Genomic DNA, 14074 nt, shown 5'->3' with positions numbered 1-14074 from the left:
AGCGGCCGCTCACTACGCTGCGCCGATGGCGACGAAGAAGCCGGGCCAGCAGCGCAAGTTCGTGCTCGACGAGTCCGAGATGCCCACCCGCTGGTACAACATCATCCCCGACCTGCCCGAGCCGCCGCCCCCGCCGCTGCACCCCGGCACGCACGAGCCGATCGGCCCGGACGACCTCGCCGGCCTCTTCCCCGCGGACCTCATCGCGCAGGAGGTCACCACCGAGCGGTACGTGGACATCCCCGAGGAGGTCCAGGACGTCTACCGCCTCTGGAGGCCCTCGCCCCTGCACCGGGCGGTCAACCTCGAGAAGGCCCTCGGCACCCCGGCCCGCATCTACTACAAGTACGAGGGCGTCAGCCCCGCCGGCTCCCACAAGCCCAACACCGCCGTGCCCCAGGCCTTCTACAACGCCAAGGCCGGCATCAGGAAGCTCACCACCGAGACCGGCGCCGGCCAGTGGGGCACCGCCCTGTCCTTCGCGTCGGCCCTGTTCGGCCTCGAGTGCGAGGTGTGGCAGGTCGGCGGCTCCTACGACGCCAAGCCGGGGCGCCGCACCCTCATCGAGACCTTCGGCGGCACCGTGCACCGCTCGCCGTCGCGCCTGACCGAGGCCGGCCGCGCCTACCCCGAGGACCACACCGGCTCCCTCGGCATCGCCATCTCCGAGGCCGTGGAGGTGGCCGCGCAGCGCGAGGACACCAACTACGCCCTGGGCTCGGTGCTCAACCACGTCCTCCTGCACCAGACGGTCATCGGCGAGGAGGCGCTCCTCCAGCTGGCCAAGGCGGGGGAGGACGACGTCGACCTCGTCATCGGCTGCACCGGCGGCGGCTCGAACTTCGGCGGGCTGTGCTTCCCGTTCCTGCGCGAGAAGCTCGCCGGGCGCATCAACCCCGAGATCCGCGCCGTCGAGCCGGCCTCCGCGCCGTCCCTGACCCGCGGGGAGTACCGGTACGACTTCGGCGACACCGCCGGGCTCACCCCCCTGATGAAGATGCACACCCTCGGCCACGACTTCGTGCCCGACCCGATCCACGCCGGCGGCCTGCGCTACCACGGCATGGCGCCGCTGATCAGCCACGTCTACGAGCTCGGCCTGATGACGGCGACCAGCGTCGACCAGACCGCCTGCTTCGAGGCGGCGGTGCAGTTCGCCCGCACCGAGGGCATCGTCCCGGCGCCCGAGCCGACCCACGCGCTCGCGGTCGCCATCCAGGAGGCCCTGGCCTGCAAGGAGACGGGGGAGGAGAAGGTCATCGTCACCGCGCTGTGCGGCCACGGCCTGCTCGACCTCGCGGCCTACGAGGCGTTCCTCTCGGGCCGGATGACCGACTCGGGCCTGTCCGACGACGCGCTGCGCTCCGCGCTCGCGGCGGTGCCGCAGATCGGCTGACGCGGGGGGTCGTCCGGCAGCGCGGCGGAGCAGCAGCTCAGCGGAGCAGCGGCTCAGCCGAGCTGCCGGACGACCTCGTCGAGGTAGTGCTGCAGCACCGCGGCGTGGCGTCCGAGGACGTCGCCGCGGGTCAGCAGGACGCCGCTGCGCGCCAGCTGCTCCGCCTCCTCGAGCGCGTCGCGGTACTGGCGCGCGTGCTCGCCGTCGTCGGGCCCGAGCACCAGCTCGAGGTCGACCACCGACCGGCCGGCCCGCGCCGCGCGCACCACCTGCGACCGCACCTGGACCCGCGCCGCGTCGAAGGCCCGCGTGGCGACGTCGAGGCGGCGCGCCAGGTGCACCTCGCAGGGCGCCTCGGCCTCGCGGCGCTCCAGGAGGGCCGGGTCGAGCGCGACCAGCTGCAGCTCGCGGACGAGGTCGTCCACGTGCTCCTTCGCCGCCAGCAGCTCGGCGACGGGCACGTCGTGCACCACCACGGTCGGCGAGGTGTCGAGGTCGGCCCACATCGCCAGCAGGTCCTCGGCGCTCGCCTCGGCCGGGGACTCGCCCTCGGCGCGGGCGCCCCCGACCTCGAACCACACCGCCTTGCCGGTCTCCAGCGGCCGCACGCCCCAGCGCGTCGCGAGCGCGTCGACCAGCACCATGCCGCGGCCCGTGGTCGACGTCCCGACCGACACCCCCACGAGGGGCGTCGCGGTGCTCCCGTCGAGCACCTCCACCCGGACCTCGTCGGTGCCGACGGCGACGACCACCACCTCGAAGGGGGTCCGCGCGTGCAGGACGGCGTTCGCCGCGAGCTCGCTGAGCACCAGGCCGGCGTCGTCGGCGAGGGGAGCCCGCTCCAGGGCGACCAGCTGCTCCTCGACGAAGCGCCGGGCGGCCCGGACCGAGGCGGCCTCGGGCTCGTAGCGGGCGGTGCGGCGCTCCTGCGCGGCGCTGCGTGGCACGTCGACGGCCACCCATCCCTCCCAGCGCTCGGCCGCCGGCGACCCGGTGGGGCAGGCGACCCCTGGGCGAGCAGCAGGGGTCACTGTAGGTGACAGGACCCCCCTCGGGCGTCGTCCGCACGGGTGATCAACTCCGCGCGGTCTCGTCGCCGCGGAGGCGGCCGGCCTCCGCGGTCGTGACACCCTCGCCGGTGTGCCAGACCCCCAGCCCGTGACCGTCGACCGGCGCGCCGACCTGCCCGGCCGCCTCCCGGTGGTCGGCCCGGGCACCGACCCGGACCCCGACGAGGTCTTCGCCGCCTTCGAGGGGTGGGCGTCGTCGCGGGGGACCACGCTCTACCCCGCCCAGGAGGAGGCCCTGATCGAGCTGGTCTCCGGCTCGAACGTCGTCCTCGCCACCCCCACCGGCTCGGGCAAGTCGCTCGTGGCGCTCGGCGCGCACGCCGCGGCCATGGCCTCCGGGCGCCGCTCGGTGTACACCGCCCCCATCAAGGCCCTGGTCAGCGCGAAGTTCTTCGCGCTGGTGGAGGTCCTGGGAGCCCAGAACGTGGGCATGGTCACCGGTGACGGCGCCGTCAACGCCGACGCCCCCGTGGTCTGCTGCACCGCGGAGGTGCTCGCCAACCGCGCGCTGCGCGAGGGCGCCGACCTCGACGTCGGCCTGGTGGTCATGGACGAGTTCCACTACTACGCCGACCGCGACCGCGGCTGGGCCTGGCAGGTGCCGCTGCTGGAGCTCTCGCGGGCCCAGTTCCTCCTCATGAGCGCGACGCTCGGCGACACCTCCCGCTTCGAGGAGGACCTGCGCCGCCGCACCGGCCGCGAGACGGTGCTGGTGGCGCACGCCGACCGGCCCGTCCCGCTGCACCACCGGTGGGCCCTGACGCCGGTGCACGAGACCCTCCAGGAGCTGCTGGAGTCGAAGGAGGCCCCGGTCTACGTCGTCCACCCGACGCAGGCGGCGGCGCTCGAGCGCGCGCAGGCGCTGCTCTCCGTGACCGTCGCCGACAAGGGCGCTCGCGAGCGCATCGGAGAGGCGCTGGGCGGCTTCCGCTTCACCGCCGGCTTCGGGCAGGTGCTCTCCAAGCTGGTGCGCCACGGCGTGGGCGTCCACCACGCCGGGATGCTGCCGAAGTACCGGCGCCTGGTGGAGACCCTGGCGCAGGAGGGGCTGCTGCCCGTCATCTGCGGCACGGACACCCTGGGCGTGGGCATCAACGTGCCGATCCGCACCGTGCTCGTGACCTCCCTGACCAAGTACGACGGGCGGCGCACCCGGCTGCTCAGCGCCCGGGAGTTCCACCAGATCGCCGGCCGTGCGGGCCGTGCGGGCTTCGACACCTCCGGCACGTGCGTGGTGCAGGCGCCCGACCACCTCGTCGAGAACGCCCGCCTCCTGGCCAAGGCCGGCGACGACGTGAAGAAGCAGAAGCGGATCGTCAAGAAGAAGCCGCCGGAGGGCGAGGTCAGCTGGGCCGAGCCGACCTTCGAGCGCCTCGTGGCCGCGGCCCCGGAGCCGCTGACCAGCCAGATGAAGGTCACCCACGCGATGGTGCTCAACACCATCGCCCGGCCGGGGAACGCCGCCCAGCACCTCAGGAAGCTGCTGCTGGGGAACCACTCCGACCGCGGAGCGCAGGTCCGGCTGGTGCGCCGCGCCGTCGCCATCGCCCACGAGCTGCTCGCGGCGGGCGTCATCGAGCGGCTGGAGGAGCCCGACGAGACCGGGCGGCGCTTCCGCCTCACCGTCGACCTCCAGGCCGACTTCGCGCTCAACCAGCCGCTGTCGACGTTCGCCGTCGCCGCGCTCGACGTGCTGGACCCGGAGTCGCCCACCCCGGCGCTCGACGTGGTCAGCGTCGTCGAGGCGACCCTCGACGACCCCCGCCCGATCCTGCTGGCCCAGCAGTTCGCCGCCCGCGGCGAGGCCGTGGCGGCGATGAAGGCGGAGGGCATCGAGTACGAGGAGCGGATGGAGCTGCTCGAGGAGGTCACCTGGCCCAAGCCGCTGGAGGAGCTGCTCGAGGCGGCGTTCACCCAGTACCGGCTGACCGCCCCGTGGCTGCCCGAGGACGCGCTCTCCCCGAAGTCGGTGGTGCGCACGATGCTCGAGGAGGCGATGACCTTCGGCGACCTCGTGCGGCGCTACAACCTCACCCGGTCCGAGGGGGCGGTGCTGCGCTACCTGTCCGACGCCTACCGCGCCCTGCGCCAGACCGTGCCGGAGGCGCAGCGCGGCGAGGGCCTCGACGACGTCCTCGAGTGGCTCGGCGAGGTGGTCCGCCAGACCGACTCCAGCCTGCTCGACGAGTGGGAGGCGCTGACGCACCCCGAGGCGCTGGTGGAGGGCGGGGCCCCCCCGCCGCCCCCGGCCCTGCGCGGCATCACGGCCAACACCCGCGCGTTCACCGTGCAGGTGCGCAACGCCATGTGGCGCCGCGTGGAGCTGCTGGCGCGCCGCCGCGCGTGGGACCTGTCGGTGCTCGACCCCGAGCTCGACCTCGACGCCTGGCAGGAGGCGGTCGCGGCCTACTACGAGGACCACGACGACGTCGGCGTCTCCGCGGCGTCGCGGGCCCCGGCGATGCTGCAGGTCCAGCACGACCGGGAGGCGCGCCTCTGGCAGGTGCGGCAGGTGGTCGACGACCCGGCCGGCGACCGCGACTGGGCCTTCGTGGCCACCGTCGACCTGGAGGCCTCCGACCTGGAGGGCACCGCCGTCATCACCGGCCACGGCCTGCAGCGCATGTGACCCCCGCCCGGCGGGCGCCACACCGCGGCGGTCGCGCCAGCGGGCTGGCCGCTGAGAACGTTCTCAGCACCGGCGGGGCATGATGGGGCGCATGAGCGCTGCGACGGAGCAGAGGGGAGCGCCGGGCGTGCCCGACCGCCTCCCGGAGACGATGCGGGCCAGCGTGCTGCTGGCCGAGAACACGGTCGAGGTGCAGGAGCGCCCCGTCCCCGAGGCCGGCCCCGGTGAGGTGCTCGTCAGGGTGGGCTCCGTCGGGGTCTGCGGCTCCGACGTCCACTACTACCGGCACATGCGCGCCGGCGAGTTCGTCGTCGAGCAGCCGATGGTGCTGGGCCACGAGATGGGCGGCACCGTGGTGGCCGTCGGCTCCGGCGTCGACGCCTCCCGCGTCGGCGAGCGCGTCGCCGTCGACCCGCAGCGCCCCTGCCACCACTGCTCGCAGTGCCTGGCCGGCCGCTACAACCTCTGCCCGCACATGCGCTTCTACGCGACGCCCCCGGTCGACGGCGCCTTCGCGGAGTACGTCACCGCGCCGGCGGAGTTCGCCTTCCCCGTCGCCGACGGCCTCTCCGACGACGCCGCCGCGCTCCTCGAGCCGCTCAGCGTGGGCATCGCCGCGATGCGCAAGGCCCGCGTGGTGCCCGGCCAGCGGGTGCTCGTCGCCGGCGCCGGCCCGATCGGCATCATCACCGCGCAGGTCGCCCGCGCGTTCGGCGCCCGCGAGGTCATCATCACCGACCTCGTCGCGCCCCGCCGCGAGCGCGCGCTGGGCTTCGGCGCCACGCACGCCGTCGACCCGCGGGAGACCGACGTGACGGAGCTGCAGGTCGACTCCTTCATCGACGCCTCCGGCGCGGCGCCGGCCATCACCTCCGGGATCCGCGCCGTGCGCGGCGGCGGCACCGCCGTGCTGGTGGGCCTGGGCAACCCGGAGCTGACCCTGCCGGTGAGCTACATCCAGGACAACGAGATCTCGCTGACCGGCATCTTCCGGTACACCGACACCTGGCCGCTGGCGGCGCACCTCGTGGCGTCGGGCCAGGTGGACGTCGACTCCCTCGTCACCGGCCGCTACGACCTCGACCACGCCCCCGACGCCCTCGACTCCGACACGGACCCCGAGAGCCTGAAGTCCGTCGTGGAGCCCTGGCGCTGATGGCGGGGAGCTGGGGGCCGTTCAGCCTCGAGGGGCGCACCGCCGTCGTCACCGGTGGCAACCAGGGCCTGGGCCGCGCGTTCGCGCTCGGCCTGGCGGCCGCCGGCGCCAGGGTCGCGATCATCGCCCGCGACGGCGCCCGGTCGCAGGCCTTCGTCGAGGAGGCCGCTGCGGACGGCGTGGAGCTGGTCCGCGTGGACGCCGACCTGACGGTCGACGCCGACGTGGAGCGCGCCACCGCCGAGGCCCTGGAGGGCCTGGGCGGTCGCATCGACGTGCTGGTCAACAACGCCGGCACGTGCTTCCACCGCTCCAGCTGGGAGGTGCCCGACGACGAGTGGTCGGCGGTGTTCGACCTCAACGTGCGGGCGCTGTGGAAGACGTCCCTCGCGGTGGGCCGCCACATGCGCGAGGCCGGGGGCGGCTCGATCGTCAACATCGGCTCGATCTCGGCGATCATCGTCAACCGCCCGCAGGAGCAGGCCGCGTACAACGCGTCCAAGGCGGCCGTGCACCAGCTGACGAAGTCACTGGCGGCCGAGTGGGCTCCGCACGGGATCCGTGTGAACGCCCTCGCCCCGGGGTACGTGCGCACCGCGATGGCCCCCGTCGACGAGCCCCGGTTCCGCCGGCAGTGGATCGAGGACGCACCGCAGCAGCGCGCCGCCTCCCCGGAGGAGATCGCGCCGAGCGTGGTGTTCCTGGCCAGCGACGCCGCCAGCTTCGTCACGGGCACCGTGCTCGTGGCCGACGGCGGCTACACCGTCTACTGAGGAGCACCCCGTGCGCGTCGTCGTCATCGGAGCCACCGGCCACGTCGGCACCTACCTCGTGCCCCGCCTCGTCGCGGCGGGGCACGAGGTGGTGGCCCTGTCCCGGGGCACCCGCGAGCCCTACCGCCCCCACGAGGCGTGGGACCGCGTCCAGCGCGTCGCCGTCGACCGCGAGGCGGAGGACGCCGCGGGGACCTTCGGCGGCCGCGTCGCCGACCTGGGCGCCGACGTCGTCGTCGACATGGTCTGCTTCACGCCCGGCTCGGCGGCGCAGCTGGTCGAGGCGCTGCGCGGGCGCGTCGGGCACCTCCTGCACGCGGGCACCATCTGGACCCACGGCCGCGCCGCGGCGGCGCCCCTGCGCGAGGAGGACCCGCACGAGCCCTTCGGCGACTACGGCGTCCAGAAGGTCGCCTGCGAGGACCTGCTGCTCGCCGAGTCGCGCCGCGGCGGGGTGCCCACGACCGTCGTCCACCCCGGGCACATCAGCGGGCCGGGGTGGCGGGTCGTCAACCCGCTGGGGAACACCGACCCGGGGGTCTGGGAGGCGCTCGCGGCGGGCGAGGAGCTGGCGGTGCCCGACGGCGGGCACCAGCTCATGCACCACGTGCACGCCGACGACGTCGCGCAGGTGTTCCAGCGCGCCCTCGAGCACCGCTCGACCTCGGTGGGGGAGAGCTTCTTCGCCGTCTCCGACCGCGGCTGGACCGCCCGCGGGCTGGCCCAGCAGGTCGCCTCGTGGTTCGGGCAGGAGGCCCGGCTGCGCGACGTCGGCTGGGAGGAGTTCCGCGCCGGCTACGCCGACCGGCTGGGCGAGGCCGAGGGCGCCGAGCACGCGGGCGCCTCGTGGGAGCACCTGGTGCGCAACCACAGCGCCTCGGTCGAGAAGGGGCGCCGGCTCCTCGGGTACGAGCCCCGGTGGACCAGCCCGGAGGTCCTGCGCGAGGCGCTGGTCTGGCTGAGTTCCCACGGGGAGGTCGACCTCGGTGGCAGGGTGCTGCCGTGCGCGTGAGGCTTCCCAAGGACACCCGGGCTCCCCTGCTGGCTCGCGCCTTCGTGCGCAAGGAGCTGGGTGAGCTGCACTCGGTCGAGGTCCGCGACCGCGTCGAGCTGCTCGCGTCCGAGCTGGTGACCAACGCCGTCGTCCACGCCGGCTCCCTGGTGACCATGGACGTCGTGAGCGAGGCCTCCGGGGCGGTGCTCGTGGAGGTCGCCGACGGCAGCCCGGTGCACCCGGTGCTGCGCGAGACCGAGCTGCTGGACGAGAGCGGCCGCGGCCTCGAGCTCGTCGACAAGCTCTCGGTGGAGTGGGGCGTCCGCGAGGGCGGCCTGCGCGAGCTCGAGCCCGTGAGCCCCGCCGGCGGCACCGACGCCGAGCGGGGCTCCACCCCGGCGCTGCCGGCGGCGCTGGCCGCCGCCCTGGGGGGTCGGGTCCCGCGCCAGGCCACCGGCAAGGTGGTCTGGTTCCGCGTCAGCGACTGACGGGGCGCACCAGCGGGGAGCCCTCCAGGCCCGCCAGGAGCGCCGCGGCGTCGTCGTACAGCGCCGCGCCGGGCGCCTCGGCGAGCAGCAGGTCGTCGCAGAAGCCCCCGGAGCGCACCAGCACCACCGGCACGCCGGCGGCGCGCGCCGCCCGCGCGTCCCACGGGGAGTCGCCCACGGCCACCGGCCGCTGCGCCCCGACCTTCTCGGCGGCCACGCCGAACAGGTCTCCGGCGGGCTTGGACGCCTCGACGTCGTCGGACGTGGTCACCGCGTCGATCGCGTCGTCGGCGCCGAGCACGGCGCGGAAGCGCTCGAGCAGGTCCGACGACGACGAGCTGGCGAGCACCACCCGCAGGCCCCGCTCGTGGCACGCCCGCAGCAGGTCCACCGCTCCGGGCAGCGGCGGCACGGCGTCGGTGAGCGCGGTGAACTCGCGCGTCCAGGCGTCCCGGACGGCGTCGCCGTGCTCGCGCTCGACGTCGTCACCCGCCACGGCCGCCACCAGCTGGTCACCGCCCATGCCGATCGCGCGGTGCAGAGCGGGCGCCGGCACCACCACCCCGACGCCCTGCAGGGCCCGGGTCCACGCGACGACGTGCTGGTAGTTGGAGTCGACGAGGGTCCCGTCGACGTCGAAGAGCACGGCGTCGGGGCGGTCGTCCGCTGGGGCAGCCATCGTCCGAGGGTCGCACCGCCCGTGTAGCGTCGCGCGTCGTGCAGATCCTGGTGACGGGCGGAGCGGGCTACATCGGCAGCCACACGGTGGTGGAGCTGCTGGCGCAGGGGCACGAGGTGGTCGTCCTGGACGACCTCTCCAACGCCAGCGCCGAGGCGCTGCGCCGGGTGGGCGAGATCGCCGGCCGCGAGGTCGAGCTGCTCGAGGTCGACGTCACCGACGAGGCCGCCGTCCTCGCCGCGCTCGAGGGGGCCCGGCCCGAGGCGGTCGTCCACTTCGCCGCGCTCAAGGCCGTGGGCGAGTCGGTGGAGCAGCCCGAGCGGTACTACCGCACCAACGTGGGCGGCACCCTCAACCTCGTCAGGGCGATGGATGCCGTCGGCTGCCGCACGCTGGTCTTCTCCTCCTCCGCCACCGTCTACGGCGCGGCCACGCAGATGCCGCTGACCGAGGACTCCCCGCTCGGGGCCACCAACCCCTACGGGTGGACCAAGTTCATGACCGAGCAGGTGCTGCGCGACGTCGCCGCCAGCGACGAGCGCTGGTCGGTGGCGCTGCTGCGCTACTTCAACCCGGTGGGCGCCCACCCCTCCGGCCGCATCGGGGAGGACCCGCGCGGCGTCCCCAACAACCTGGTCCCGTTCATCGCGCAGGTCGCCGTCGGCCGCCGCGAGCAGCTGACGGTCTTCGGTGACGACTTCGACACCCCCGACGGCACCGGCGTGCGCGACTACATCCACGTGGTCGACCTGGCGGAGGGGCACGTGGCCGCCCTGGCGAAGATCTCCGGGCCGGACGGCGTGCGCGGTGCGCACGCCTGGAACCTCGGCACCGGCACGGGCTCGTCGGTGCGCCAGGTGGTCGCGGCCTTCGAGCGCGCCAGCGGCCGCGAGGTGCCGGTGCGCGTGGCTCCCCGCCGGGCGGGTGACGTGGCCACCTCCTACGCCGACCCGGCCCGCGCCCGCGACGAGCTCGGCTGGACGGCGCGGCGCGGCCTCGACGAGATGTGCGAGGACACCTGGCGCTGGCAGAGCGGCAACCCCCAGGGCTACGCCACCTCCTGACCGCCGACGCGCCCGAGCACGCCGACCCAGGGTGCTCGGGCGGTCACTGCGCGTCACATCTGGCGGGTCGTCATGGGCGGGTCCGGCGTGTCTGCGGGCGAACGGGCCCGATCGGTGACGCGCGGTGACACCGTAGGCGGATGCCCCCTCCGCCGTGGTCACCGAGCGCCTCCCCGGCGCCCCCGGTGCAGCGCGCGGCGCACCCGGCCGAGCCCTCCTGGGCCGCGGTGCCGACCTCGTCGGTAGCGGCGGCCGTCTGGGAGCTCGACCTCGTCACCGGTGCGCTGCACTGGTCCGACGGCATGCACCGGATCGCCGGCAGCGACCCGACCACCACGCGGCCCTCGATGCAGTGGTGGACCTCCCTGGTGGTCCCCGCCGACCGCGCGCGGGTCCGCGCCTGGCTGCTCGTGGTGCGCGAGGGCCGGCGCGGCAGCGAGGAGCAGTTCGACCTCGTCGGTGCCGACGGCGTGCAGCGCCGCGTCCACGCCTGGACCGAGGTGGAGCTCGACGCCGCGGGTGGGGCCACCCGGCTGTTCGGCTCCGCCGTCGACATCAGCGCGGCCGCGGCGGTGGGCCACCGCGACCCCCTGACCGACCTCGGCACGCGCCACGCGGTGGTCGCCCACCTGGCTGCGGAGGCCGCCGAGGCCCGGCGCCAGCGGGTGCCCGGGGGAGCGGTGCTCGCCGTCCTCGACCTCGACAGGTTCTCCGTGCTCGACGACGCGCTCGGCCGAGACACCGGCGACGCGCTCCTCGTGGCCACCGCCGACCGGCTGCGCACCGCGGCGCCGGAGGGCGCCACGGTCGCGCGCCTGGACGGCGACAGCTTCGCCGTCGTCGTGGGTCGCGACACCGCCCGGGTGGCCCTGGCCTCGGGCGGCCACCACCGCCCCGCCGCCGGACCGGACGCGGCGGGGCTGGCCGAGCGCCTCCTCGCCGCCCTGCGCCGCCCGACCCGCCTCCACGGCCGCACCGACCACGTGACCCTGACCGCCTCCGTCGGCCTGGTCACCACCGACGGCACCGAGGCCGACCCGGAGGACGTCGTGCGCCGCGCCGGCCTGGCGCTGCGCCGGGCCAAGCGCGATGGCGGCGACCGCGTCGTCCACTACGCGCCGGGGCTCGGCGAGGCCGCGCTGCACCGGGTGGCGACCGAGACGATGCTGCGCTCCGCGCTCGACGCCGAGCGGCTGCGGGTGCTGTACCAGCCCGTCATCGACCTCCGCACCGGTGAGGTCGTCGGCGTCGAGGCCCTCGCCCGCGTCATCGACCCCGAGCGCGGGGCCATCTCCCCGGCCCTCTTCGTGGACGTGGCCGAGGAGACCGGGCTCGTGGTGAGGCTGGACGAGTGGGTCCTCGGGCGGGCCAGCACGATGGCCCAGCAGTGGTCGCCGCCGGCCTCGGGAGCCCCCACCACCATCGCGCTGCCGGACACGCCCTCTCACCCGGGCCTGCCCACGGTGGCGGTGAACATGTCGTCGAAGACCCTGCAGCGACCCGACCTGGCCGGTCTGGTGCGCGGTGCGCTGCAGCGCTCGGGCAGCGACCCCTCGCGGCTGCTCGTCGAGATCACCGAGCACTCCCTGCTCGACCAGGGAGACGGCGCGCGCGACACCCTCGACGGCCTCACCGACCTCGGCGTCTCCGTGGGCATCGACGACTTCGGCACCGGGTGGTCGGCGCTCAGCTACCTGTCCGCGCTCGACCTGGCGTTCATGAAGGTCGACCGCGCCTTCGTCTCGCGCCTGGGTGTCGACTCCTCCGCCTCGGCGGTGGTGCAGGCCGTCATCGACCTCGCCCACGCCCACCACCTCACGGTGATCGCGGAGGGCATCGAGACCGAGGAGCAGGCGCGGATGCTCATCGCGATGGGCTGCGACCACGGCCAGGGCTACTGGTTCGGGCGCCCCACGCCCGAGGAGGAGCTGGACGACGCGATCCGCGCCTGGCACACCCGCGCCCGCGCCGCGCGGTTCGGCTCCTGGGCCCTGGAGCCCGCGGCGCCCGCGGCGCCCCCGGCCCGCACGGCGCCGAAGGTGCCGGCAGCGGCGCTCGGCGCCCCCCGGGCCCTCAGCCTGCGTCCCTGAGCCACCCGAGCAGGCGCTCGACGGGCCACGTGGTGACGACCCGCTCGGCCGGTGCGCCGGCCGCAGCCGCCCGGGCCGCGCCCAGCCCGCGCCAGTCGAGCTGGCCGGGGGCGTGCGCGTCGGTGTCGATGCTCAGCAGGCACCCGGCCTCAAGCGCCTGCCGCAGCAGGCGCATCGGCGGGTCGAGCCGCTCCGGCCGGGAGTTGACCTCCACCGCCACCCCGCGCTCGGCGCAGCGGGCGAAGACGGCGGCCGCGTCGAAGGGCGCCTCGGCGCGCTGCGAGGGCCGGCGCGAGCCGTCGGCCCCCGCCGCCACCATCCGCCCGGTGCAGTGCCCGAGCACCCGCACCCGGTCGTGCTCCAGGGCGCCCAGCATCCGGGCGGTCATCGCCTCGGCGCTGGTGCGCCCGCCGAGCCCGCTGTGCACCGAGGCGACCACCACGTCGAGGCGGTCCAGCAGCTCGTCAGGGCAGTCCAGGCCGCCCTCGGGGGTGATGTCGACCTCGATGCCGCTCAGCAGCCGGAACGGCGCCAGCGAGGGGGCAAGCGCGGCGAGGAGGTCGAGCTGGCGCTCCAGCCGCTGCGGCGAGAGCCCCCCGGCCACGCGCAGGCCCCCGGAGTGGTCGGTCAGGGCCAGGTACTCGTGTCCCAGCTCCACGGCGGTGGCGGCCATCTCCTCCGGCGGCGAGCCGCCGTCGCTCCAGTCGCTGTGCGCGTGCAGGTCTCCGCGCAGCCGGGCGAGCAGCTCCGCCCCGGCCCCGTCGAGGTCGGCCAGCGGACCGGCGGCGTCGCGGCGGGCCTCGAGCTCGGCGAGGTAGGCGGGCACCTCACCGGCGGCGGCGCGGGCGGCGACCTCTTCGGTGCGCGGCCCCACCCCCTTGAGCGCGCTCAGGGTGCCGGCGGCGAGCCGCTCCGCCAGCTCCTCCTCCGGGAGGGCCGCCAGCACGCCCGCAGCGGTGCGGAACGCCTTCACGCGGGGGGTGGCGGCCTGCTCCCGCTCCAGCAGGAACGCGGTGCGGCGCAGCGCGTCGACGGGGTGCACCCGGCCATCCCAGCAGGCCGTCGCCGCCACCGCGCCCGCAGGTGACCGGCTGGATGTCAGCCGGGTGGGTGACTCCCGCCCGCGCGGGACCGTACGATCTTGGTGGCGTCTCGCGCGGGGTGGTCACCACCCCGCCGCAGCGAGGCGTCCTCGGACCCGCCGTCCGGGCGGAGGGACCCCCCCTCTCGCCGCCCGGGCGGCGGCTCCTCCGCCCCCGCAGCCCCTCCCGCGCCTCGCGCACCACGCGCCCGGACCTCGGGCGCACCCCGGCGGACCTGCGAGGACGGGTTCCCGAGCCGCACCCGACCACCGCCCGCTACCGTGCAGGGATGGAGCGAAGCCGTCGTCTCGGCGACGACGCCCTCGCCGAGGAGATCGAGCTCTACGGCGACCTCGTCGTCGCCGCCACGGCGGCCGACGGCACCCTGCCGCGGGCCGCCATCGACAGGCTGCTCGGCCTCGCGGACGACGGCGAGGACGACGGCCCGGATGACGGCCCGGATGACGGCCCTGACGACGGCGAGGGCGGCGAGGCCGGCGACGGCGCGGAGGACGCCGGCGGCGGCCCCGGCGGCAGCGGTCTCCACCCGGACGGGGGAGCCCCGAGCACGGCCGGAGCAGAGGGCGGCAGGGCCTGACCGGGCCCTGACCTAGCCTTGACCCTCCCGGCGCGGCCGGATCCGAACGTCCTGG

The 14074-nt window shown here is 75.6% G+C and carries 12 protein-coding genes; 9 read left to right on the top strand and 3 right to left on the bottom strand.

From position 1 onward, the window contains the following. The first annotated feature begins 25 nt into the window (after positions 1-25). Complete coding sequence (locus tag F1641_RS09475; RefSeq protein ID WP_194904683.1) at positions 26-1396, top strand: TrpB-like pyridoxal phosphate-dependent enzyme; 1371 nt, start codon at positions 26-28, stop codon at positions 1394-1396. A 53-nt stretch (positions 1397-1449) separates the two neighbouring features. Here F1641_RS09475 and F1641_RS09470 read toward each other — a convergent pair whose 3' ends face one another. Further along, positions 1450-2355 (bottom strand): ATP-binding protein, encoded by a 906-nt coding sequence (locus tag F1641_RS09470; RefSeq protein WP_194904680.1) that lies wholly within the window; start codon positions 2353-2355, stop codon positions 1450-1452. A 241-nt stretch (positions 2356-2596) separates the two neighbouring features. Here F1641_RS09470 and F1641_RS09465 point away from each other — a divergent pair, with 241 nt between their 5' ends. From F1641_RS09465 to F1641_RS09445, 5 genes are all read left to right on the top strand, one after another. Beyond that, positions 2597-5095, top strand: a complete 2499-nt coding sequence (locus F1641_RS09465) for a DEAD/DEAH box helicase (RefSeq protein ID WP_194905114.1) — start codon at positions 2597-2599, stop codon at positions 5093-5095. Between the two features lie 91 nt (positions 5096-5186). Next, the gene (locus F1641_RS09460; protein WP_206690803.1) at positions 5187-6251 is read left to right on the top strand and encodes an NAD(P)-dependent alcohol dehydrogenase; all 1065 of its coding nucleotides are present in this window, start codon (positions 5187-5189) and stop codon (positions 6249-6251) included. Next, positions 6251-7024, top strand: a complete 774-nt coding sequence (locus F1641_RS09455; protein ID WP_194904676.1) for an SDR family NAD(P)-dependent oxidoreductase — start codon at positions 6251-6253, stop codon at positions 7022-7024. The genes F1641_RS09460 and F1641_RS09455 overlap by 1 nt, the downstream gene beginning before the upstream one ends. Before the next feature lie 10 nt (positions 7025-7034). Then, positions 7035-8036, top strand: coding sequence for an NAD-dependent epimerase/dehydratase family protein (locus F1641_RS09450; protein ID WP_194904674.1), 1002 nt, complete (start codon positions 7035-7037; stop codon positions 8034-8036). Continuing rightward, a complete protein-coding gene (locus tag F1641_RS09445; protein WP_194904672.1) occupies positions 8033-8506 on the top strand; it encodes an ATP-binding protein in 474 nt (157 codons plus the stop codon). The genes F1641_RS09450 and F1641_RS09445 overlap by 4 nt, the downstream gene beginning before the upstream one ends. Here the strand turns inward: F1641_RS09445 and F1641_RS09440 are convergent. Next, a complete protein-coding gene (locus tag F1641_RS09440) occupies positions 8496-9185 on the bottom strand; it encodes an HAD family hydrolase (protein ID WP_194904669.1) in 690 nt (229 codons plus the stop codon). The two genes, F1641_RS09445 and F1641_RS09440, sit on opposite strands and share 11 nt — an antisense overlap. A gap of 38 nt (positions 9186-9223) precedes the next feature. Here F1641_RS09440 and galE point away from each other — a divergent pair, with 38 nt between their 5' ends. Then, positions 9224-10249, top strand: a complete 1026-nt coding sequence (gene galE / locus F1641_RS09435) for a UDP-glucose 4-epimerase GalE (RefSeq protein WP_194904666.1) — start codon at positions 9224-9226, stop codon at positions 10247-10249. A gap of 140 nt (positions 10250-10389) precedes the next feature. Beyond that, the gene (locus tag F1641_RS09430) at positions 10390-12339 is read left to right on the top strand and encodes a bifunctional diguanylate cyclase/phosphodiesterase (RefSeq protein ID WP_194904664.1); all 1950 of its coding nucleotides are present in this window, start codon (positions 10390-10392) and stop codon (positions 12337-12339) included. Here the strand turns inward: F1641_RS09430 and F1641_RS09425 are convergent. Continuing rightward, the gene (locus F1641_RS09425) at positions 12323-13381 is read right to left on the bottom strand and encodes a PHP domain-containing protein (protein WP_194904662.1); all 1059 of its coding nucleotides are present in this window, start codon (positions 13379-13381) and stop codon (positions 12323-12325) included. The two genes, F1641_RS09430 and F1641_RS09425, sit on opposite strands and share 17 nt — an antisense overlap. Positions 13382-13710: 329 nt before the next feature. Between F1641_RS09425 and F1641_RS09420 the strand changes: the two genes are divergently transcribed. Continuing rightward, on the top strand, positions 13711-14019 hold the full coding sequence (locus tag F1641_RS09420) for a hypothetical protein (RefSeq protein WP_194904661.1): 309 nt from the start codon (positions 13711-13713) through the stop codon (positions 14017-14019). The last annotated feature ends 55 nt before the right edge of the window (positions 14020-14074 follow it).

This window comes from Quadrisphaera sp. INWT6 (assembly GCF_015390235.1).
In the GTDB taxonomy this organism is placed as follows: domain Bacteria; phylum Actinomycetota; class Actinomycetes; order Actinomycetales; family Quadrisphaeraceae; genus Quadrisphaera.
Note: the sequence above shows the minus strand (reverse complement) of the source record. Positions and strands in the feature narration are given on the sequence as shown.

What these genes read in the sequence shown, in the direction of transcription:
- F1641_RS09475 (WP_194904683.1), top strand. Translation starts at nt 26, where the DNA reads ATGGCGACGAAGAAGCCGGGCCAGCAGCGCAAGTTCGTGCTCGACGAG.
- F1641_RS09460 (WP_206690803.1), top strand. Translation starts at nt 5,187, where the DNA reads ATGAGCGCTGCGACGGAGCAGAGGGGAGCGCCGGGCGTGCCCGACCGC.
- F1641_RS09455 (WP_194904676.1), top strand. Translation starts at nt 6,251, where the DNA reads ATGGCGGGGAGCTGGGGGCCGTTCAGCCTCGAGGGGCGCACCGCCGTC.
- F1641_RS09440 (WP_194904669.1), bottom strand. Translation starts at nt 9,185, where the DNA reads ATGGCTGCCCCAGCGGACGACCGCCCCGACGCCGTGCTCTTCGACGTC.
- F1641_RS09430 (WP_194904664.1), top strand. Translation starts at nt 10,390, where the DNA reads ATGCCCCCTCCGCCGTGGTCACCGAGCGCCTCCCCGGCGCCCCCGGTG.
- F1641_RS09420 (WP_194904661.1), top strand. Translation starts at nt 13,711, where the DNA reads ATGGAGCGAAGCCGTCGTCTCGGCGACGACGCCCTCGCCGAGGAGATC.